This window comes from Martelella endophytica (genome assembly GCF_000960975.1).
In the GTDB taxonomy this organism is placed as follows: Bacteria; Pseudomonadota; Alphaproteobacteria; order Rhizobiales; family Rhizobiaceae; genus Martelella; species Martelella endophytica.
The window spans coordinates 4,544,742-4,564,544 of record NZ_CP010803.1; the positions used below are offsets into that span (position 1 = coordinate 4,544,742).

The 19,803-nt window shown below is 60.0% G+C and carries 19 protein-coding genes, 1 tRNA gene and 1 pseudogene; 5 read left to right on the forward strand and 16 right to left on the reverse strand.

Going from position 1 to position 19,803, the window contains the following annotated elements; translation table 11 throughout:
* Positions 1-5 precede the first annotated feature (5 nt).
* The 4 genes from TM49_RS21200 to tesB all read right to left on the reverse strand — a co-directional run bounded on the left by TM49_RS21200 (position 6) and on the right by tesB (position 5,828).
* The gene (locus TM49_RS21200) at positions 6-2,627 is read right to left on the reverse strand and encodes an FtsK/SpoIIIE family DNA translocase (protein WP_045684161.1); all 2,622 of its coding nucleotides are present in this window, start codon (positions 2,625-2,627) and stop codon (positions 6-8) included.
* 253 nt (positions 2,628-2,880) lie between these two features.
* Positions 2,881-4,209 (reverse strand): ammonium transporter, encoded by a 1,329-nt coding sequence (locus TM49_RS21205; RefSeq protein WP_045684162.1) that lies wholly within the window; start codon positions 4,207-4,209, stop codon positions 2,881-2,883.
* A gap of 22 nt (positions 4,210-4,231) precedes the next feature.
* The gene (locus tag TM49_RS21210) at positions 4,232-4,582 is read right to left on the reverse strand and encodes a P-II family nitrogen regulator (RefSeq protein ID WP_018064835.1); all 351 of its coding nucleotides are present in this window, start codon (positions 4,580-4,582) and stop codon (positions 4,232-4,234) included.
* A gap of 343 nt (positions 4,583-4,925) precedes the next feature.
* Positions 4,926-5,828, reverse strand: coding sequence for an acyl-CoA thioesterase II (gene tesB / locus TM49_RS21215; protein WP_045684164.1), 903 nt, complete (start codon positions 5,826-5,828; stop codon positions 4,926-4,928).
* A 123-nt stretch (positions 5,829-5,951) separates the two neighbouring features.
* Between tesB and TM49_RS21220 the strand changes: the two genes are divergently transcribed.
* Positions 5,952-7,232, forward strand: a complete 1,281-nt coding sequence (locus tag TM49_RS21220; protein ID WP_425283298.1) for a ubiquinone biosynthesis hydroxylase — start codon at positions 5,952-5,954, stop codon at positions 7,230-7,232.
* Positions 7,233-7,262: 30 nt separating this feature from the next.
* Here the strand turns inward: TM49_RS21220 and TM49_RS21225 are convergent, their stop codons facing one another.
* The 4 genes from TM49_RS21225 to TM49_RS21240 are packed head-to-tail and all read right to left on the reverse strand — an operon-like array spanning position 7,263 to position 9,669.
* Positions 7,263-7,454: a Trm112 family protein gene (locus tag TM49_RS21225; RefSeq protein ID WP_045684168.1), complete on the reverse strand. Its 192-nt coding sequence runs from the start codon at positions 7,452-7,454 to the stop codon at positions 7,263-7,265.
* An 11-nt stretch (positions 7,455-7,465) separates the two neighbouring features.
* A complete protein-coding gene (locus tag TM49_RS21230; protein WP_179945010.1) occupies positions 7,466-8,149 on the reverse strand; it encodes an LON peptidase substrate-binding domain-containing protein in 684 nt (227 codons plus the stop codon).
* The gene (gene trxA, locus TM49_RS21235; protein ID WP_045685631.1) at positions 8,146-9,114 is read right to left on the reverse strand and encodes a thioredoxin; all 969 of its coding nucleotides are present in this window, start codon (positions 9,112-9,114) and stop codon (positions 8,146-8,148) included. Before trxA ends, TM49_RS21230 begins: the two co-directional genes overlap by 4 nt.
* Positions 9,115-9,171: 57 nt before the next feature.
* The gene (locus tag TM49_RS21240; protein WP_045684172.1) at positions 9,172-9,669 is read right to left on the reverse strand and encodes a prolyl-tRNA synthetase associated domain-containing protein; all 498 of its coding nucleotides are present in this window, start codon (positions 9,667-9,669) and stop codon (positions 9,172-9,174) included.
* 278 nt (positions 9,670-9,947) lie between these two features.
* Between TM49_RS21240 and TM49_RS21245 the strand changes: the two genes are divergently transcribed.
* A tRNA-Gly gene (locus TM49_RS21245) sits at positions 9,948-10,022 on the forward strand.
* 281 nt (positions 10,023-10,303) lie between these two features.
* Here the strand turns inward: TM49_RS21245 and TM49_RS21250 are convergent.
* The 7 genes and pseudogenes from TM49_RS21250 to TM49_RS21275 form a co-directional block, all read right to left on the reverse strand.
* Entirely contained in the window at positions 10,304-11,260 is a 957-nt protein-coding gene (locus TM49_RS21250) for an HNH endonuclease (protein ID WP_045684174.1), read from the reverse strand.
* 14 nt (positions 11,261-11,274) lie between these two features.
* Entirely contained in the window at positions 11,275-11,574 is a 300-nt protein-coding gene (locus TM49_RS24000) for a restriction endonuclease (RefSeq protein ID WP_082074842.1), read from the reverse strand.
* Positions 11,537-12,169: a winged helix-turn-helix domain-containing protein gene (locus TM49_RS21255; RefSeq protein ID WP_158498672.1), complete on the reverse strand. Its 633-nt coding sequence runs from the start codon at positions 12,167-12,169 to the stop codon at positions 11,537-11,539. The genes TM49_RS24000 and TM49_RS21255 overlap by 38 nt, the downstream gene beginning before the upstream one ends.
* Positions 12,169-12,540, reverse strand: a complete 372-nt coding sequence (locus TM49_RS21260; protein ID WP_045684176.1) for a hypothetical protein — start codon at positions 12,538-12,540, stop codon at positions 12,169-12,171. The genes TM49_RS21255 and TM49_RS21260 overlap by 1 nt, the downstream gene beginning before the upstream one ends.
* Positions 12,541-12,692: 152 nt before the next feature.
* Positions 12,693-13,427, reverse strand: coding sequence for an IS21-like element helper ATPase IstB (gene istB / locus TM49_RS21265; RefSeq protein ID WP_045681447.1), 735 nt, complete (start codon positions 13,425-13,427; stop codon positions 12,693-12,695).
* Positions 13,324-14,930 (reverse strand): annotated as a pseudogene (istA, locus tag TM49_RS21270) (IS21 family transposase). The gene istB and the pseudogene istA overlap by 104 nt, the downstream one beginning before the upstream one ends.
* 107 nt (positions 14,931-15,037) lie before the next feature.
* Entirely contained in the window at positions 15,038-16,222 is a 1,185-nt protein-coding gene (locus TM49_RS21275) for a tyrosine-type recombinase/integrase (protein WP_244464878.1), read from the reverse strand.
* A gap of 768 nt (positions 16,223-16,990) precedes the next feature.
* Between TM49_RS21275 and TM49_RS21280 the strand changes: the two genes are divergently transcribed.
* Complete coding sequence (locus TM49_RS21280) at positions 16,991-17,626, forward strand: sugar transferase (RefSeq protein ID WP_244464879.1); 636 nt, start codon at positions 16,991-16,993, stop codon at positions 17,624-17,626.
* Between the two features lie 189 nt (positions 17,627-17,815).
* Positions 17,816-18,091, forward strand: a complete 276-nt coding sequence (gene sciP / locus TM49_RS21285) for a CtrA inhibitor SciP (protein ID WP_045684178.1) — start codon at positions 17,816-17,818, stop codon at positions 18,089-18,091.
* Positions 18,092-18,293: 202 nt separating this feature from the next.
* Here sciP and TM49_RS21290 read toward each other — a convergent pair whose 3' ends face one another.
* Complete coding sequence (locus TM49_RS21290; protein ID WP_045684180.1) at positions 18,294-18,644, reverse strand: flagellar export protein FliJ; 351 nt, start codon at positions 18,642-18,644, stop codon at positions 18,294-18,296.
* A 424-nt stretch (positions 18,645-19,068) separates the two neighbouring features.
* On the opposite strand from TM49_RS21290, the gene ctrA reads away from it, so the two are divergent.
* Positions 19,069-19,770: a response regulator transcription factor CtrA gene (gene ctrA, locus TM49_RS21295; protein WP_045684182.1), complete on the forward strand. Its 702-nt coding sequence runs from the start codon at positions 19,069-19,071 to the stop codon at positions 19,768-19,770.
* The last annotated feature ends 33 nt before the right edge of the window (positions 19,771-19,803 follow it).

A 19,803-nucleotide genomic window follows, 5' to 3' on the forward strand; every position in this document is an offset into this window, starting at 1 on the left:
GGGCGTCAGTTCGGCCCTTCAATGATGTCCCGCTCCGTCGGCACCAGAATTTCGCGTTTTCCGGCATGATTGGCGGGGCCGATGACGCCCTCCTGCTCCATCCGCTCGATCAGCGTGGCGGCGCGGTTATAGCCGATGCCGAGGCGACGCTGGATGTAGGACGTCGAGGCCTTGCCGTCCTTCAGCACGATGGCCACGGCCTGGTCGTAGGGATCGTCGGAGCGCGCCATGCCGGAGGTGTCGCCGTCATAGCTGCTGCCATCGTCGTCATCGTCGTCGGCGGTGATCGCGTCGAGGTAGTCGGGCGTGCCCTGCGTCTTCAGATAGGCGACGATCTCCTCGACTTCCGGATCCGACACGAACGGCCCGTGGACGCGCTGGATGCGGCCGCCGCCGGCCATATGCAGCATGTCGCCCTGGCCCAGAAGCTGTTCGGCCCCCTGCTCGCCGAGAATCGTGCGGCTGTCGATCTTCGATGTGACCTGGAAGGAAATGCGCGTCGGAAAGTTAGCCTTGATCGTACCGGTGATAACGTCGACGGACGGACGCTGCGTTGCCATGATCACGTGGATGCCGGCGGCACGCGCCATCTGCGCCAGGCGCTGCACGGCGCCTTCGATATCCTTGCCCGCGACCATCATCAGGTCGGCCATCTCGTCGATGATGACAACGATATAGGGCATCGGCTCGAGGTTGAACTCTTCCGTCTCGTAAAGGGCCTCGCCGGTCTCGCGGTCGAAACCGGTCTGCACGGTGCGCGACAGCGTCTCGCCCTTTTCCTTCGCCTGCGCGACCCGGCTGTTGAAGCCGTCGATGTTGCGCACGCCAAGCTTTGCCATGTTCTTGTAGCGCTCTTCCATCTCGCGCACCGTCCATTTGAGCGCGACGACGGCCTTCTTCGGATCGGTGACGACCGGCGACAGCAAGTGCGGAATGCCGTCATAGACGGAAAGTTCGAGCATCTTCGGGTCGATCATGATCAGCCGGCACTGCTCCGGCGTCAGCCGGTAAAGCAGCGACAGGATCATCGTGTTGACGGCAACGGACTTGCCCGAGCCGGTGGTGCCGGCGATCAGCAGATGCGGCATCTTGGCAAGGTCGACGGTGACCGATTCGCCACCGATCGTCTTGCCGAGCGCCATGGCGAGCTTTGCCTTGGAATTCTCGAAATCCTGGCTGGCGACGATCTCGCGCAGAAAGACGGTCTCCCGGTTCGGGTTCGGCAGTTCGATGCCGATGGCGTTGCGGCCGGGAATGACGGCAACGCGTGCCGAGATCGCGGCCATCGAACGGGCGATGTCGTCGGCAAGGCCGATGACGCGCGACGACTTGATGCCGGGCGCGGGTTCGAGTTCGTAGAGCGTCACGACCGGGCCGGGGCGGACGTGAATGATCTCGCCCTTGACGCCGAAATCCTCCAGCACCTTTTCCAGCGTGCGCGCATTGTCTTCGAGCACTTCCTTCGACAACGACTTGTCGCGGGCAAGCCCCTTCGGTTCGGCGAGGAGAGAAAGCGACGGCAGCTCGAAGCCGCCCTGGCGCAGGAATGAGGTCTGGGCCTCGCGTGCCACGCGGGCGCCCGGACGCGGCGGCGGCGCCGGCGGTGCAACGACAGATCCGCGCTGGTCCTGCGGGCGACGGTCGAAATCGGCGCTCAGAACACCGGCCGGCAGGTCGTCGTCGAATTCGTCTTCATCAAGGTCGAACGGGGCGGTCGGCGTGTATCCGGCCTCACGGCGGATATCGGGATCGACAAGGCTCGGCTCGCCGCGCTGTGCACCGAAGCCGGTGTCATCGAGCCGGTCGAACTGCTCCTCGTTAAAATCGTAGGGCTCCTCGAAACCGCCGTCTTCATCATCCGCAGCGCGGCGACCGAAGACCTTCTGGAACCGGGCGTGGGTGATATACCACATGTGGGCGCAGTGACCGATCAGCGGCGCCAGGCTGAAGAAGCCGTCGCGCTCCTCGGAGAGATCGGAGACCGAAGGCGCACCAAGGTCGCGTGCGGATACGGCGCCACGCTCCTTCTGCGGCTTTTCGGCGACCGGCTTCGGCTGGCGAACGATCAGCCCGGCCGCATAGAGCTGCAAAAACAGCGCCGGTACCGCGAAGATCCCGCCGACGATCAGTGCCGGCAGGCCCGAGGGATAATGGCCGATGAAGAGCGCGGGAAAGCGCAGGATCAGGTCTCCCGAGACCCCGCCGAGACCATTCGGCAGCGGCCAGGTCGGCGGCGGCGGGAAGCAGCCGAGGACTGCAGCGGTGACGATCGCGCCGCCGATCCAGGCGAAGAAACGCGATGGCTTGCGGTGGATGCGCCGTCCCGCCATCAGCGCCAGCGACCAGGCCAGTACCGGCAGGAGCGCGAACACGCTGGCAAGGCCGAGTGCCTGCATCACGACATCTGCGAAATCGGCGCCGGGATAGCCCAGAATATTCGTCGGCAGCCGGCCGGTGGCATGCGAGCCGCTCGGGTCGTCGACATTCCATGTGGCCATGGCGGCGATGGCAAAGCAGAGGCCGACGAACAGGGCAAAGCCGAAAAGGGCTGCGACCTGGCGCAGGATGAAGCCGAGCAGGGAAAACCCGCCGCCGTGCTTTTGTCCGATTCGCTCTGCCTCAGCCATTGCTCTGCTCATGCCCCGATCCGCTCTTTTGCGCCGGTCGCCCGTCGGCTGCCGGCTTTCGCTACCTCGTTCCGCCGGCCGGAAACCAAGGCTCCGCAGCCGGAATTCTTCCGCGAGGCTAGCAGCGATGGGTTAAAGCCTCTTTAACCATCACCGCGGGGCTCAGCTTTTTGCGAATGACAAAAAAAGCCCGGGTCGAACGACCCGGGCTCTTCCGGCCCGCCAGGACGGCGGACCGATATCGATGAAGGAATTACATGAATTCCGGATAGGCTTCGACGCCGATTTCCGCCTTGTCGAGACCTTCGGTCTCTTCTTCCGGCGAGACGCGGATGCCCATGATGGCCTTGAGGATGAACCAGATGACCAGGGAGACCACGAAGGTGAAGACGCCGATGGCGACGATACCGATGATCTGGGTGCCGAAGCTCGTGCCGTCATTGGTGAGCGGAACGATGAACGTGCCCCAGATACCGGCGCAAAGGTGAACCGGGATCGCACCGACAACGTCGTCGATCTTCAGCTTGTCGAGCAGCGGAACAACGGCAACGACGATGACGCCGCCGATGGCGCCGATGAACAGCGCGGCCGGAACGGACGGCGTCAGCGGCTCGGCCGTGATCGAGACCAGGCCGGCGAGAGCGCCGTTGAGGACCATGGTGACGTCGACCTTCTTGTAGATGATCTGCAGAAGGATCATGACGATGACGGCGCCGGCGCAGGCTGCGAGGTTGGTGTTGACGAAGATCTTCGAAACATCACCCGCATCGGCGATGGAGCCGAGGGCGAGCTGCGAACCGCCGTTGAAGCCGAACCAGCCGAGCCACAGGATGAAGGTACCGAGAACGGCGAGCGGGATGTTGGAACCCGGCATCGGATGAACCGAACCGTCGGTGCCATACTTGCCGAGGCGCGGACCGAGAACCAGAGCACCGGCGAGAGCGGCCCAGCCACCGACGGAGTGAACCAGCGTCGAACCGGCGAAGTCGGAGAAGCCCATTTCGGACAACCAGCCGCCGCCCCACTGCCAGGAACCGGTGATCGGGTAGAGGATACCAGTCAGGATGACGGTGAAGACCAGGAACGGCCACAGCTTGATGCGCTCGGCAACGGTACCGGAAACGATCGAAGCGGTCGTGGCGCAGAACACCATCTGGAAGAACCAGTCGGAAGCGACCGAATAACCGGCAGAGCCGTCATCCATGCCCGGGCCCGGGAAGACGTAGGGGCCGAACGAACCGATGAAGCCGCCGTCGACGCCGGTGTACATCAGGTTATAGCCGGTGAACCAGAACATCAGGCCGCCGATGGCATAGATGGCGACGTTCTTGAGGCCCTGCATCGAGGCGTTCTTCTTGCGCACCAGGCCCATTTCGAGCATGGCGAAGCCCGCGGCCATCCACATGACCAGGAAGCCCATCACGAGGAAGAGCAGGGTGTTGAAGACTTCGGCGGTCGCCGGCGATACACCCGTGGCCGTGGAAAGGTCGATCACGGTCTCATCCTGCGCAAGCGCGGGAAGGGCAAAGGCAACCGCACCAAGTGCAGCAGCGCCCGCAATGAGTTTGAGTTTGGAAGACATAGACTGATTACCCCCTGCTGTCTTACAGCGCTTCGGAATCGGTTTCGCCGGTGCGGATGCGCACGGCCTGTTCGATGGAATAGACAAAGATCTTGCCGTCACCGATCTGGCCGGTCTTTGCGGAAGAGGCGATCGCCTCGACAGCCTTTTCCACCACGTCGGCAGCAACCGCGACCTCGATCTTCAGCTTGGGAAGAAAGCTGACGGCGTATTCCGTGCCGCGATAGATCTCGGTGTGTCCTTTCTGCCGGCCGTAACCCTTCACTTCGGTCACGGTCAGGCCCTGAATGCCGACTGCGGTGAGGGCCTCGCGCACCTCATCCAGCTTGAACGGCTTTATGATGGCCATCACAATTTTCATCTGGTTTCCCATCCTTTGTTACCCTCGGCTCGCTGAGCCGAATCTCCTACCGCCTGCAAAGGAATTCTTCAGCGGCCTATCAGACACATACAAAGTCCGTGCCAGATTCGATCATCCAGCGTAATCCTTTGTTTTTCATGAAGCTTTTGTGTAACTGGCAGCAAAGATGGCAGTTCGCGGCAAAGTTAGGGCGGATTGATGCGCAATTCGCGGCATTTGCCTAAATTATGTGCATTTGACAGCTTCGAAGTCGCCCTGCATTTGCCGAAACCGGTCGCGACACCGATCGACAACGCTTACCTGCGCGCATTATGGGCAAACAAGGCCCTCTACGCCACGTATGGGGAAAGCGGCCTCAGCCGCCGCCCTGCTCGTAAAACCGCGGTGCGTTTTCGCGTATGCGGATGAGCCCTTCCTGGGCCACGGAAGCCACCAGCCTGCCGGCCCGATCGAAGATCTGCCCCTGCCCCAGCCCGCGCGCGTTGCCGGCAAAGGGGCTGTGGTGCACGTAGAGCAGCCAGTCGGAGACATCGAAGGTGCGATGGAACCAGACGGCATGATCGAGGCTGGCGCCCTGCACCCGGTCGGAGAAGACCGAACTGCCGTGAAAATAAAGCGTCGAATCGAGCAGCGTCATGTCGGACATGTAGGCGAGGAAGGCGGCCTGGTAGTCGCGCCCCTTCGGTGGTTCGCCCGTCGCCCTGATCCAGATGCACTGCCCGCGCGAGCCCTTCTTGCGCCAGAGAAAATCCTCGAGGTCGACCGGCCTCAGCTCGATCGGCCGCTCGCGCTTCCAGTAGTTGCGGATCGGCGCCGGCGCATGTTCGCTGTCGTTCATCAGGTCACTGGCCGAAAGCGCCTCCGGTGGCGGCACGTCGGGCATCTCGTCCTGGTGCTCGAAGCCCTCCTCCTCGACCTGGAACGAGGCGGCCATCATGAAGATCGGCTTGCCGTGCTGGATGGCACGCACGCTGCGGGTGGAAAAGCTGCGCCCGTCACGCATGCGGTCCACCTGGAAGATGATCGGCAGGCTGGTATCACCGGGACGCATGAAATAGCCATGCAGCGAATGAACGAACTGCCCCTCCCCCACGGAGCGCTGGGCGGCCACCAGGGACTGCGCGACGACCTGACCACCGAATACACGCTGCCAGGTCGTTACCGGGCTGCCGCCGCGATAGAGATCCTCCTCGAGCCGTTCGAGATCGAGCAGTCCGGCAAGCGCGGCGCCGCTTCCTCCTTCATTGGCCTGTGACATTGCGTTGCGTTCCCTATATATCATTCGGATGAACCGTGCGCCCGCAATGGTGCCTCGGTAACCCGTCATTTTGTGTTTCAGGCTATCCGGACGGTTTCGTTTTCCCGCCCCGATGCGCTAGATATCGCAACGCCATATAGCAGCTTCCACCCGAAGGGGCGAGAAGCGTCAGCAACAAGGGAGCGCGCAATGAAGGACATCATCATCGTCGGCGGTGGCTATGTCGGCCTTTCGGTCGCCGTCGCCGTGAAAAAGGCAGCGCCCCATCTCGACATCACGCTGATGGAAGCCGCTCCGGAACATGTCTGGGAAAAGGACGAGCGCGCCTCGGCCATCATTGCCGCCGCGATCAACATGCTGAAGACGCTGGAACTCTGGGACGAGATCCGCGAGCACGCCCAGCCGATCAACGACATGATCGTCACCGATTCGAAATCGGGCGAGCCGGTGAAGCCGGTGTTCCTCACCTTCGCCGATCGCTCCGAGACCAGCGGTCCCTTTGCCTACATGATCCCGAACGTCGCAATGGTCCGCGCGCTGCGCCGCGCTGCCGAGGCACTCGGAATCACCATCCGCCACAACGCCGCCGTCACCGCGCTTTCGAACGATGGCGCCCAGGCGACGATCACCCTTGCCGGCGGCGAAACGGTGTCGACGCGTCTTGTGGTGGCCTGCGACGGCGTGCGCTCGCGGCTTCGTGACATGGCCGGCATCCGGACCGTCAAGTTCGACTACGGCCAGTCGGGCATCGTCACCACCGTCGCCCATGAGCGCCCGCACAACGGCAGGGCAGAGGAACATTTCCTGCCGGCCGGCCCGTTCGCCATCCTGCCGCTTACCGGCAACCGCTCCTCGCTGGTCTGGACCGAGCGCACCGACGACGCCAAACGGCTGGTCGAGAGCGACGACATGATCTTCGAATTCGAGCTGGAACGCCGTTTCGGCCATCATCTCGGCAAGCTGACGCTTGCGGGCGGCCGCCGCGCCTTTCCGCTCGGACTGACACTGGCGCGCGCCTTCATCGCGCCGCGACTGGCGCTTGCGGGCGATGCTGCGCACGGCATCCATCCGATTTCCGGCCAGGGCCTCAATCTCGGCTTCAAGGATGTTGCAGCCCTTGCCGAGACCATTGTCGACGCCGATCGCATGGGCCTCGATATCGGCGCGATCGACACGCTCGAACGCTACCAGCGCTGGCGCCGGTTCGACACCGTGCGCATGGGCGCCACGACGGATGTCCTGAACCGGCTGTTTTCCAACGACATCGGCCCGCTCAGGCTCGCCCGCGACGTCGGCCTCGGCATCGTCGACCGGATGCCCGGCCTGAAGCGCTATTTCATCGAGGAGGCTGCCGGCAGGACCATGCATGACAAGCCGAAGCTGCTGGCCGGAGAAACGCTCTGAGTCATGCCGGCGGCGCGGCGGAGAGAGGAATCAGTCTTCCTCGATATGCCGCGCCTCGGACACCAGCATGATCGGCACGCCATCGCGGATCGGATAGGCAAGCCTTGCCTTTTCCGAGACGAGTTCCTGGCGGTCGGCATCGAAAACGAGCCGCCCCTTGGTGAGCGGGCAGATCAGCAGTTCCAGCATCTTCGGGTCGATACCGACATCCTTGGCGATCATCGGCGGATTTCCTATTGCAGCCGGTCGCCGGGATCACCGGCAAGGGCGAATTCGATGATGGCCACGAACAGCTCGGCCCGAGTCTTGAGATCCGGCGCCTCGAGCAGGGCCTGCTTCTCCGCCGGACCAAACGGCGCCATCATTGACAATGAATTGACCAGCATGAGATTGCTGGCCTGCTCGATATGCTCCCACTCGGTCTCCAGCCCCTCAGAATCGAGATAGGCGCGGAACGCAGCCAGAAGCCCGGCGCGATCGACGGTGTCATCCTGCTGCTCGGCATTGAGATCGGTCAGAAAGGGCGCAATCTCGAAGCTGCGGAAGGGCTTGGTGGTACGGACCTCCTCGATAAGCCGCATCCGGCAGATGCCGGTGAGCGCCACTAGATAGCGCCCGTCGCCGGTTTCGGCGAAGGAGGTGATGCGACCAAGGCAGCCAATGCCGGAAAGCGGCGTCAGCGCATTGACATCAAGCGTCGGATCGTGGTGCGCCGGCTGAACCATGGCGACGAGGCGATTGCCGGAAAGCGCCTGATCGATCATCGCCAGATAGCGCGGTTCGAATATGTTGAGCGGCAGCTGGCCGAGCGGCAGCAGCAATCCGCCGGTCAGCGGAAACACGGGGACGGTCTCCGGCAGATCCTTTCGGCTGAGATAGCGCTGGTTTCCGACCTGCATGTCCGCTCCAGACCTCATGAAAAGAGGATTGTCGACAACCTCCGACGGGCAGCGATCGTCGCCGGATCCTTCGGCCCCCAGGCTTCGAAGAAGGCGAGAAGCTGCCGGCGGGCGCCATCCTCATCGAATTCCCGGTCCTTGCGCATGATGGTCAGGAGCTCGTTGGCCGCCTCCTCGCGCTTACCCTCGGCATTCAGCACCTTGGCAAGCTTCATGCGGGCTTCGTGGTCGTCGGGATTGGCGTCGAGAGCCTGGCGGAGTGCGGCCGGATCGCCGAACTTGCGCGCCTCCTCGATCTGGGCGATGCGGGCCGCGAGCGCCTTGATCGCATCGTCCTCACGCATTTCCTCGGGCACCTGGTCGAGCACTTCCCGCGCCCGCTCCAGCTGGCCGGCTGCCACCATGGTGCGGCCGATGCCGGCTAGCGCCTTGGCATTTTCCGGATCGGCCTGGAGGATGGCGGCGAAGAGCTGGCCGGCTTCCTGGATCTGGTCGCCGGCAAGCAGGCCCTCGGCCTCTTCCAGCGCCGCAGCGATCTCCGCGGCACGGTCCTTTTCCGACGGGCTTGCCGCGGAGAGCTTGTCGATGAATTCCCTGACCTTGCTTTCCGGCACGGCACCCATGAAGCCATCGACCGGCTGACCGCCGGAGAAGGCGATGACGGCCGGAATCGACTGGATGCCGAGCTGGCCAGCAACGGACGGATGATCGTCGATATTCATCTTGACGAGCTTGACCTTGCCGGCGGCCTCGGTCACCACCTTCTCGATGATCGGTCCGAGCTGCTTGCACGGGCCGCACCAGGGCGCCCAGAAATCCACCAGGACGGGGACGGTCTTTGATTCCTCGAGAACGTCGCGGGCGAAGTCGGCCGTGGTCGTGTCCTTGATCAGGCCCGCCGGCGGGGTCGCGCCGTTGGTTCCCTGGGAAACGTTCATCTGGCCACCCAGCGAACCGCCATAGGGATTGTCAAAACCGCTCATCATCATCTCCCGTGGGGCGCGAAAGCCCTTTACTTGCCGTATGTTCTAAATCGTGTGTCACGCGGTTACTTTCAAGACAAGGGGCTCGTGCCCGGTTGCCTTGATGAACCTGAGAAGGTCGTCCCGGCCGATGGATGTCGTCGCCGTATTGCGCAAGGGATGGCAATTGATCACCGCGTGTTCCATCAGCGTCTCGTCGAGAATGAAGGTGACCTGACATTCGGTGTCGTTGATCGCGGCAAGCGCCGTCACCGAACCCGGTTCGACACCGAGAAAGTCCATCATCGCATCCGGCTTGCCGAACGAAACGCGGCCGGAGGCGCCGATCAGCGTGTGCACCTGCTTCAGGTCGACCGTCGCATGTTCCTCGACGGTAAGCATGAAGTAGCGGCTCTTCTTGTCCTTCACGAACAGGTTCTTGGTGTGGCCGCCGGCGATCTCGTCGCGCAGATCGCCACCTTCGGCAACGGTGAACACCGCCCGGTGCTCGCGGTTTTCATAGGAAATCCCGAGCGCATCGAGACTGGCGAAAAGCTCCTCGGACGTCTTCGGCATGGCGGAACGCTCTCTCTTCTGTGCGGTCCCTTTTCACCACCCTTCGCCGCCGATTGCAACACGCCCGGTGCGCGCGGGCCCGGAGCGAGGCCTGGCGATACGGCCCCGTCCGACCGGATCGGCAATACATTGAAAAACAACGCCTTTCGCGGGCACACAAAAAAAAGCAATTTTCCGTCATTTCCCTGTTGCATTTAAAAACGGCTTGGGCCATATACGCCCTCGTCGCCGACACGGTGACGGCCCGGTCAACACTACCCCAGACCGGCGCCAGTTGAGCGGGTGTAGCTCAGGGGTAGAGCACAACCTTGCCAAGGTTGGGGTCGAGGGTTCGAATCCCTTCGCCCGCTCCAGTTTTCCTAAAGAAATCAAAGATTTATACCGGCCCTTTGCGGGCCTATTTTGTCGCCTGAATTCCCGGTCGCCACCGGGTCGCCACGCGGATGAATGTCGGAATCGATACCGACACGCCCCTCCTCCGAAGACAAAGGCCCCCTCCTCCACAAAAGAGAGATAGAGATAAGGCTAAGAGAGAGTTTGCTTTCCTCGGAGCCGCCTTCGCACAAAGCGAAGGAAGGCGGGTCCGAGGGAAGCAAACGGGCTTTCCTTGGTGAGCTGGAGTAATCTGCTTTGCCTACGTCGACGCCACCCGCTTCGCCATCCGAAGACGCACGTGTTCCACCCGATGACAGGTCGGGCAAAGCAGAGCAAAATCAGCTATTGTCGTGTAGCGAACGCCCTCGTCCAGCGGGTTCTTGTGGTGAACATCGAGAAAGCTTCGGGCATTTACACCGAACTCCTCCGCAACTTTTCTCGGATCGAATTCACATTCATCGCAAGTGAGACTCCCGGCCCTCCGTCGCTCGCGGACGAAACTATCTGCGATCCACGCGGCGCGTCGTTTCACTCTCGCCAGACGATGCTCCTCGATACCTTCCAGCGCTGCTAAATCTTGATTTATTGCTCGCTCCACGGCTGGAGTTATCTGACTGCGCTCCGCCATGAGGAACTCGTCTTCGATTCCAATCCAAGCATTTTTTGTTTCCACCGGCTCGATCGCCAGCTCTGAGATCAATTCACGCTCGGCATCCGTCAATGGCCTGAGCGTGGCAGATGAGTGTGCGTACAGCCGCGCATAAGCTTCCGGCCCAAGAATTTCCTTGGCTTTTCGATCATCCTTTATGCGGAAGCTCTGAACGATAGGGAAAGCGACCGACCAGCGGAATCGTTTACCATCTTGGGCCCACATATCCTGAAGTTTCATATACTCGTCGGGGCCAAGTATCGTTTCGAGGTCGCGAGAGGTTGTTCTGAGTTTGTGGACTGCTAGCAGGCGACCTGCCCGCTCTCGATGCGCTTCACGATCAGCGATATATTGCGGGTCACGTTCAAACCCGAGATTTGGTTTTTGGAACGTCTCGGTGATGTATTCGATAACGTAACCGTCTCCGAACTGGCGCTGAATAGTACTTTGGCATTTATTCCGCGAATCGAGATCGCCATCCGTAGGTGTAAATCCCAGCCAAGTTGTTCCCGGAAGCCAGTCGCCTTTCGAGGCCGTAACGGGGGCGGGCAAGTCTCCAATCTTCAATCGTGACTCCGTCTCTATTTTTGATAGGCCGCAAAGAAATCGGGCTCGATAATCAGCGCTTTAGTCTCGCGGATACCAAGGCCTTCTTCGATAAGCAGTTCTAGTAGCCGGTCGATATCGACGAGTTCGATGGCGGCGGCGTTGTCCTGAGCTGCCGCCTCGCGCGCGCCTTTAGTAAAAGTGCCGGTTGTCAAAAGGATTCCACGCTCGGCTTTACCCTGAATCGCACCGCGAAACTCCCGAACTTTTTCCGGACCAACCGTTCCGTCGTAACGCTTACATTGAAAATTGAAACATGACCTTGGTGCGCACAAATCGGTTGATCAGGAGATAGCCCTCGCCGTCGATCCCTTGATCGCCACGTGGGCCCGTCACTTTTACATTTTCAAAACCGATGTGTCGCAAGAGGCGCGCGCAATGTTCCTCGAAGCCTTTATCGGGGGTGCTGCGTAAAAGCGCGACAAGCCGCTCCTGAATCTCGTCCTGATTAAGATAAGCTTTCTCGTCGGGCGCGCTAGCGTCTTCGTCTTCTGTGGGCGAAAGAGGCTCGTCCTGCTCTGCCGTTTTGTCCGGGCGCGGGAAACCGTCGTGGATTGTCTTAAACAACAGGTAGGCCTGCTCATGCGAGAGGTTCGCCGAGCGCCCCTTCTCTGTGAGCACCCATACACCACGTTGCTCCGTGTCAATCAGGCCAGCCTTCGCCAGATAGAAACGCGCCCAGCCCACTTTATTTTCGAATTTCGACTGCCCGCCCTTTGTTGTGCCCTCTATCTCCTCCTTCGGAATGTCGTGGTGCTCAGCAATCCAGGCATAGACTTCTTTCGGCTTTGCCGAGGACCCGAGTTCGCGAAGGCCATCGATTACCGGTTGAAAATATTGGACGAATTTCGGGCCTTTGGGTTTTACCATCATTTCAGCCTATAGAAGATTTCAAGTGCCTCTTTGAGACTAGAGATAAGATCTAGGTCGCCGTCGAACCTGATTTGCTGCCAAGCGCGCAAATTGAACCCTATATCTTTGTCAGTGATTTTGGTCTTGTCGGCTATCAAAATAAAATTGTCTTGCTCACCGCCTCGCCCCTTATTCAGGCCCATCATGAAGCCCACCTCGTGATAGACGTTTTTATTACCCTGCGTCAGATCGGCGATTAACAGACCAGACCCGTCGATAATGCTCAGAATTTCACTATCGATTGTGTAGGAATGACCTTTTGAAACGCGGTCAATACGGATTGGACGCAAGGCGAGGTCGGCCTGTTTAAGCTTGTGTGTCGAGTTCACTTCAGTGTCAATCAGCGTTGTAATGGGACCCCATTTAGGCGTCCAAAAGGAACCCCTCCCTTGGGTTGCACTCGGCGATCAGCGCGCGCAGGCCCGGAGCCATCAATTTAGCGTAGAGGCTTGCGGGCGCGGGTTGTTTGGCTTCTTCGGCTTTAGCTTTGAGAACGGTTTCTGAAGCGCCAGGATTCGTTTCCGGTTTCGATGATCTCGCAGTGGTGCGTGAGCCGGTCGAGGAGCGCAGCGGTCATCTTTGCGTCGCCAAACACGGCTGGCCACTCGCCGAATGCAAGATTGGTGGTGACGATGATTGATGTGCGCTCGTAGAGCCTGCTGACCAGATGGAAGAGAAGCTGGCCACCAGCCTGGGCAAACGGAAGATACCCCAGTTCATCCATGATAACGAAGTCGAGTCTGGTGATGAAGTCGGCGAGCCGCCCTTGTTTGCCATTTCGTGCTTCTGTCTCGAGCTGATTGACGAGGTCGACAACATTGAAGAACCGTCCTCTTGCCCCGTTGCGGATCAGGGCGCGGGCAAGTGCGATCGACAAATGCGACTTTCCTGTTCCCGTTCCGCCGACCAGAACCAGGTTATGTTGCGGAGAGAGGAAGTCGCCTGTGGCGAGCTGGCGGACCAATCCTTCGTTGACCGGCGTATCCGAGAAGTCGAAGTCATCAATGTCCTTAGCCAGCGGCAACTTGGCGACGGTGAGCTGGTATTTGATGGAGCGCGCCTGCTTCTCGGCGATCTCAGACTGCAGCAGGTTACCCACGATGCGCGGCGGCTCATGCTGCCGCTTGATACCGGAGGCCATGATCTCGTCGTAGGCGCCACGCATACCGAACAGCTTCAGCGCACCCATCATGTCGAGGATTTGGGATCGTTCCATATCAGCTTGCCCTCCGGAGGCTATCGTAACGTGCGCAATCTGCCAGAGGCTCATGGGTCAGACGAAGGGCGTCGGGAATGGAGAGAATGGCGGGTGGCTGCGGATCACGATTGCGAGCCAGGATATTGATGATGATGGCGGCCGAGAACACGCCTTGATCGAGCGCTTCCTGGCAGGCCGCCTCGACAGCGGGAAGTCCGTCCAGCCCTACACATTCCAGGATCGACACCATCTGACGATCACCGTCAGCCATGGCCTTTAGCCGACGGCGCACCTTCTCCATGGCAGCCGGCAGAACCCAGTCATGGAAGGGCGCGCCGTTTCTGAGTGCTCCCGGCTTGCGGGTCAGGACCGGTACATAATGCCAGGGATTATAGATCGTCTCGCCGCGGCCGAAGCAGCGCTCATGCTGACCGATCTCGACGCCATCCTGGCGAATGACGATGTGCTCAGCGTATGCGTGGATCTCGGCCGGACGGCCCACAGCGGTCGACAGTACGGAATACTTGTTGTTGTCGAAGCGGACGAGGCAAGTCTTGCCGATCGCGGCCTGAACAGCATGGAAGCCATCGAACTTGCCCGGGTATCCGATCAGATTGGATCGCTCTTCCTCGAAGACGTCCCAGACCGTGCGCTGTGGCTGATCGACATGTTTGTGGGCACGGGCGTAATTGATGCATTTGTCCAGCAGCCACCCGTTCAGCTCCCCATAGGACTTGAAGCGTAGTCTTGGTGTGAAGAAGCGCTCCCTGACCAGGTTAACCTGGTTCTCGACCTGTCCCTTCTCCCAGCCGGACGCCGGCGTACAGGCCACTGGCTCGACAAGGAAATGACTGCACATCTGTGAGACAAACGGCGGTTGTATTGCCTTTCCTTGCCGACAAAGACCGTCTCCACCGCGGTCTTCATGTTGTCATAGATCCCGCGCGTACAAGCCCCGCCGAAGAAGGCGAATGCCCGGTCATGGGCGTCGAAGACCATCTCCTGTGTCTCTCGCGGATAGGCCCTTACATACATCATCCGGCTGTGGCAGAGCCGGACATGCGCCACCTTGATGGTTGTCGTCACGCCGTTCAGCACGACAATCTCGTGGCTCCAGTCGAACTGGTAGGCCTCACCGGGTGCGTAATAGAGCGGCACATAGGCTTCTGTCGAAACAGAACCGCGCTCCTTAGACCATTTGCGGGCATAACGCCGGACGGCATCGTAGCCGCCTTCGTAACCTTGATCGCGCAGATCTTCATATATCCGGATGAGCGTCAGCCGTTCGCGCGACGGCTTGGCATCATTGGCGAGCAGTATTCCATCGAGCTGGTCCTGCCACGGTCCAAGCTTCGGGCGAGGCTGCGTCGTGCGCTCATAGGAGAACGCTGTCTCACCACCGCGCAGAACCTTCCGTACCACTTTACGCGAAATGCCCAATTCCCGGCAGATCGCTTTGATCGGCATGCCTTGCGTCAGGGCAAGCCGGCGTATCTTCGCAATTGTTTCCACAACAAGCATCCAAATAAAAAGCCTCCGAGATAAACCGGAGGCTGTTGTAACCCCTGTGCCAGAAGGGGTCCCTTTTGGAAGCCGATCACCCCTCTAACGGGGTCCTTATTCCACGCCTAATCACAGGCAATCGAAGCGATGGCGTGGCGCGCGTGATAGCGCACGCGGTTGGGAAGCCCGGCCCTTTCGCGCGCCTGCACCCAAATTTTCTTTGATCCGTTGAAAGGGCCGTCGCCGCGCGTGGCGGGAAACACGTATGGCGAACCGAGCCGCCGTGGTTGTGCCACGATGATCTCAAGCGCCATTTGCGAGAGCGGGCGAACCGAATAGCCCGTCTTGCTCTTTTCAAGGCGCAAGCACCGTCCCGCCTGATCGACTTCCGCCCATCGCAATTGCTCGATCTCGGAAGGTCGCGCTCCGGTGAGCAAGAGCAGCCGCAAGACCGCAATGCCGGTGGGGCTCACGCCTTCGACTTCCAGCTCGGTCAAAGCCTGCGCAATAGCGGCGAATTCGCTCTCATTGAGGTAATCGTAGCGTTTCCCGGCACGGGGTTTGCGCGCCGCCGTTACCGGATTAGCAATAACGATGCCCTTTTCGACCGCATAGCCGAAGATCAAGGACAGATCGGCGGCAACCTTCCGGGCAGCACCTTCCCCGCCGCGCACCTTGACCCGGCCACGTTTGCGAGGACCAAGAGCCGTCTTCGCGGTTTCGCCTTTGGAGACGCGGCGGATGAAATCGTTGATGTCGTCTACCGTCACCTCGCTGACGCGCTTTCGCCCGAGGATTGGCACGGCGTGATGGCGAAGACGCGAGAGGGTGTAGGCTTTGGTGCGCGGTTCCATCGGCCGACCTGTACGGCGGCCGGGCGGATTTTCCTCATCCCACTGGTCAATGAGACCGTTGACGGTCATTTCCCGGCGCTTGGTCTGGCGATCCCCCAAAGGGTCCTGACCGTGGCGGACTTCGCTCAACCGGTTGCGCGCCAGATTGCGGGCCTCTTCCGGCGTCATTTCGCCGACGCGGCCAAGGCTCATCCGCTTCTTGGTGACATTGCGCCCGCCGCCATCGGGCCGGTATTCCAGAATATAGGTCGCGGTCCCCGAAGGCGTCATTCGAACGCCGAAGCCTTTGACCTCCGTGTCATAGATGACATAGCGGCTGGCCTGCCGTTCCAGGCTGTCAACGAGCCTTTTGGTGATCTTTGCGCGGGCCATTCGCGGTGCTCCGGGTCGCCACCGGGTCGCCACGCGGATGTAAGTCAGCGTAATTTGGCGTGCGGCAGCGGGTTGCCTACACACCAAGAAAAACAGTATTTTTCTTTAAAAATCAAATCCTTAAAGTTAGTCCAGGTTGACCGCCGCAAGACGCCGTAAACTGCCCGGCAGCCTTTGCCAAGGTTGGGGTCGAGGGTTCGAATCCCTTCGCCCGCTCCAGTTTCCTTAAGAAAATTTGATTTTTCGAAGTCTTGAAGTGTCGATCGGCTTGATCGGCTTCGCGATCGATGTTGGGCCTGAATGTCAACTGTTTCCATGCGCCGGCGCGGATGCGGGACAAGCAGACGTCGTGGCTCAGACAGTTCGAAGTGGCCCTTCCTCCGCTGCAGCATGGCCAAGCCATGCACTATGTCCGAAACACGGCAAGACGGTGTCATTTCCGTGGTGACTAATTAAGCTTTAAGTTATGCACCAGACGCAGGCCTGCCATTCGAACAGCGAATGTCGGCATGCCCCTGCACCAGCAACTATCGGCCAAGCCTCGGCGGCGCAACTTGACACATGCAAATTAGCGGCGCGAATTCAAGGCGTTGCTCGTCAGCCATAGGTTACGCCCTAGGCCAGGCCGGACGGCGCAAACGCATACGTCCGACGGCAAATGCGACAGAACAAAGGCGGCAAAAAAGGATGACAGGAAACCCGCTTCGCGGTATTAAAGCTAAATAAGAATTATCTAATACTTTGTAAACAAACCTTAAGGGTATTGCAGTGAGCGCGGCGGATTTCCAGGCCTCACCCACGGCCTCTCTAGCACAAGCGGGTACATTGCCGACCAGAGCATTTGGTCACGAGCTGGCGATTTCCGGGGTCTCCCGGAAGCGCAGTCTTCATCTTGCAGGAAAGCGGCTGTTCGATATCCTTGTTTCGTTCGGCGCTCTGGTGGCGCTTTCACCGCTCTTCCTTGTGATTGCGGTGATGATCAAGCGTGACAGTCCCGGCCCGGTGTTCTTCAGCCAGGTGCGCTGGGGCCGCGGCGGCAAGAAGATCAACATCTACAAGTTCCGCTCGATGCGCAACGATCTCGGCGACAAGTCGGGCGTGCAGCAGACGGTTGAAAACGATCCCCGTGTCACCAGGATCGGCAACTTCATCCGCCGCACCAATATCGATGAATTGCCGCAGCTCATCAATGTGCTGAAAGGCGACATGTCGCTCATCGGACCCCGCTGCCATGCCGTCGGCATGTTGGCAAACGGCATGCTGTTCGAGGAGCTGGTGCCGGAATACCACCAGCGCCACGTCATGCGCCCCGGCCTCAGTGGCCTCGCCCAGATTCGTGGCTGGCGCGGTCCGACGACGCGGCGCGGCGAAGCTCGCGCCCGGGTGATGTGCGATCTCTACTACGTCTCCAATTACAGCCTGCTTCTGGACATGAAGATCCTCTGGTCAACGCTGCGGAGCGAAATCGGTCGCGGCACCGGCTTCTGATCGCAGACCACGAACATGAAGACAACGAGAGGGTGTGGCCTGGCCGCCCCTCTTTTTCTGTTGCCCTGCCGCTCTCCTGCGAAAACATCGACAATCTGGTTACCAGAGCGTTACGCACGCCTTAGGCAAATTTTAAAAATGTGGCGCTAGTCTCGCGACAGTAGGTTGTGAGTTTTTGTAGAGAGTACGATGACCGAATTGTCCCGCGTTCGCGCGAAATATGTCATAGGACCAGACGGTAGCCCGCTAACGGTTGCCGATCTTCCACCCTCCAACACCAGACGCTGGGTGATCCGGCGAAAGGCCGAAGTGGTCGCTGCCGTGCGTGGCGGGCTGCTCAGCCTGGAGGAGGCCTGCGAACGTTATTGCCTGACGGTGGAGGAGTTCCTCTCCTGGCAGTCATCGATTGACGACCACGGTCTCGCGGGCCTCAGAACGACCCGCATCCAGCAATATCGCAACTGAGGACGCCAGAGCGGCGCCTCAGCCATTGTCGGGCCGAAGAGAGGTTTCCCGCAGCCCCTGCGCGGAAGCCGGCTCTGCGGCCTTTTGGCGTTCGATGAGGCCACGATCCACACAACGCCCATGAAAAAAGCCGCACGGACCCTGTGCGGCTTTTTTCGTCAGATCGGTTCGTTGCGTGCCCCGCCAATGGCGGCGAGGCCTCCTATGCTCTCTTGCGGCTCGCGCTGTCACGCTCCTCGAGCGCTGCAGCGCGCTCGTAGTCGAGCTCCATCTCGGCAAGCTCGCTCTCGGCCGCATTTCGCTGCTGGCGCAGATCCTCGACGGAAACGGCTAGGTTCTGCGCACGCTGGCGCGCCGATTTGGCGAATGTCGAATAGGCGAAATGCGCGGGGTCGGTGATCCCGGTCTTCTGCTCTTCGGCATTGATCTGCTGATAGAGATCGTCCGACATGCGGGCGAACTCGTCCATCATCATCTGCAGCTGTTGCAGCTGCCTCTTCTTTTCCTTCACCTGAAACGCCTTCAGGCGCAACAGACTGTTTCGTGCCTTCATACGCAAAACTCCCCGGCTGACGAACGCATGCGTGAAAGGTGCCCCCCGATAATGATTCGTTTTCCTGCTGCGATCATGCTTAACGAAAACCGAATGCCGGTAACCTTTCATTTACAGTCATGGCCGATCATAGGCGCTATCACTTAAAGGTCGGTAAACCCGAAGGCGAAAAGACACGAAACTTGCGAGTCGAATGAATCACTTAGCGGGTTTGGTTAATCTTTTTTCTCGGTTTTCTGCTTTGGAAAAGCCTAATAAAATCAATGCCATAACTATTTTGATTAATAAATTCCTTCCATCTTGCCAAAGAGAATCAGAATTTGTTAACCATTAGATGGCAGCTTCCAAATCAGGTCATCACTGAGTCCGTATCGCGTCGGGGGCGACATCAGACCTTTCATTGCGACGGTCCAAGGGGAAAGACATGCGGGTTCTTTTAATCGAAGACGACAGCGCCACAGCACAAAGCATCGAGCTGATGCTGAAGAGCGAAAATTTCAACGTCTACACGACGGATCTCGGCGAGGAAGGTGTCGACCTCGGCAAGATTTACGATTACGACATCATCCTTCTCGACCTCAATCTTCCGGACATGTCCGGATATGAAGTGCTCAAGGCGCTTCGGGTCTCCAAGATTGCCACACCCATCCTGATCCTCTCCGGCATGTCCGGCACCGACGACAAGGTGCGCGGCTTCGGTTCCGGCGCGGACGACTACCTGACAAAGCCCTTCCACAAGGAAGAGCTGGTCGCCCGTATCCACGCCATCGTGCGCCGCTCGAAGGGCCATGCCCAGTCGATCATCACCACGGGTGATCTTTCGGTCAATGTCGACGCCAAGACCGTCGAGGTCGCCAGCCAGCGCGTCCACCTGACCGGCAAGGAATACCAGATGCTGGAGCTGCTCTCGCTGCGCAAGGGCACGACGCTGACCAAGGAAATGTTCCTGAACCACCTTTATGGCGGCATGGACGAGCCGGAACTGAAGATCATCGACGTCTTCATCTGCAAGCTTCGCAAGAAGCTCGCCAACGCCGCCGGCGGCACGAACTTCATCGAGACGGTCTGGGGCCGCGGCTACGTGCTGCGCGAACCGGAAATGCAGGAAATGCAGAAGCGCGCCTGAGGCGCGCAGATCGTTTCACGGAAAAACCGGCGC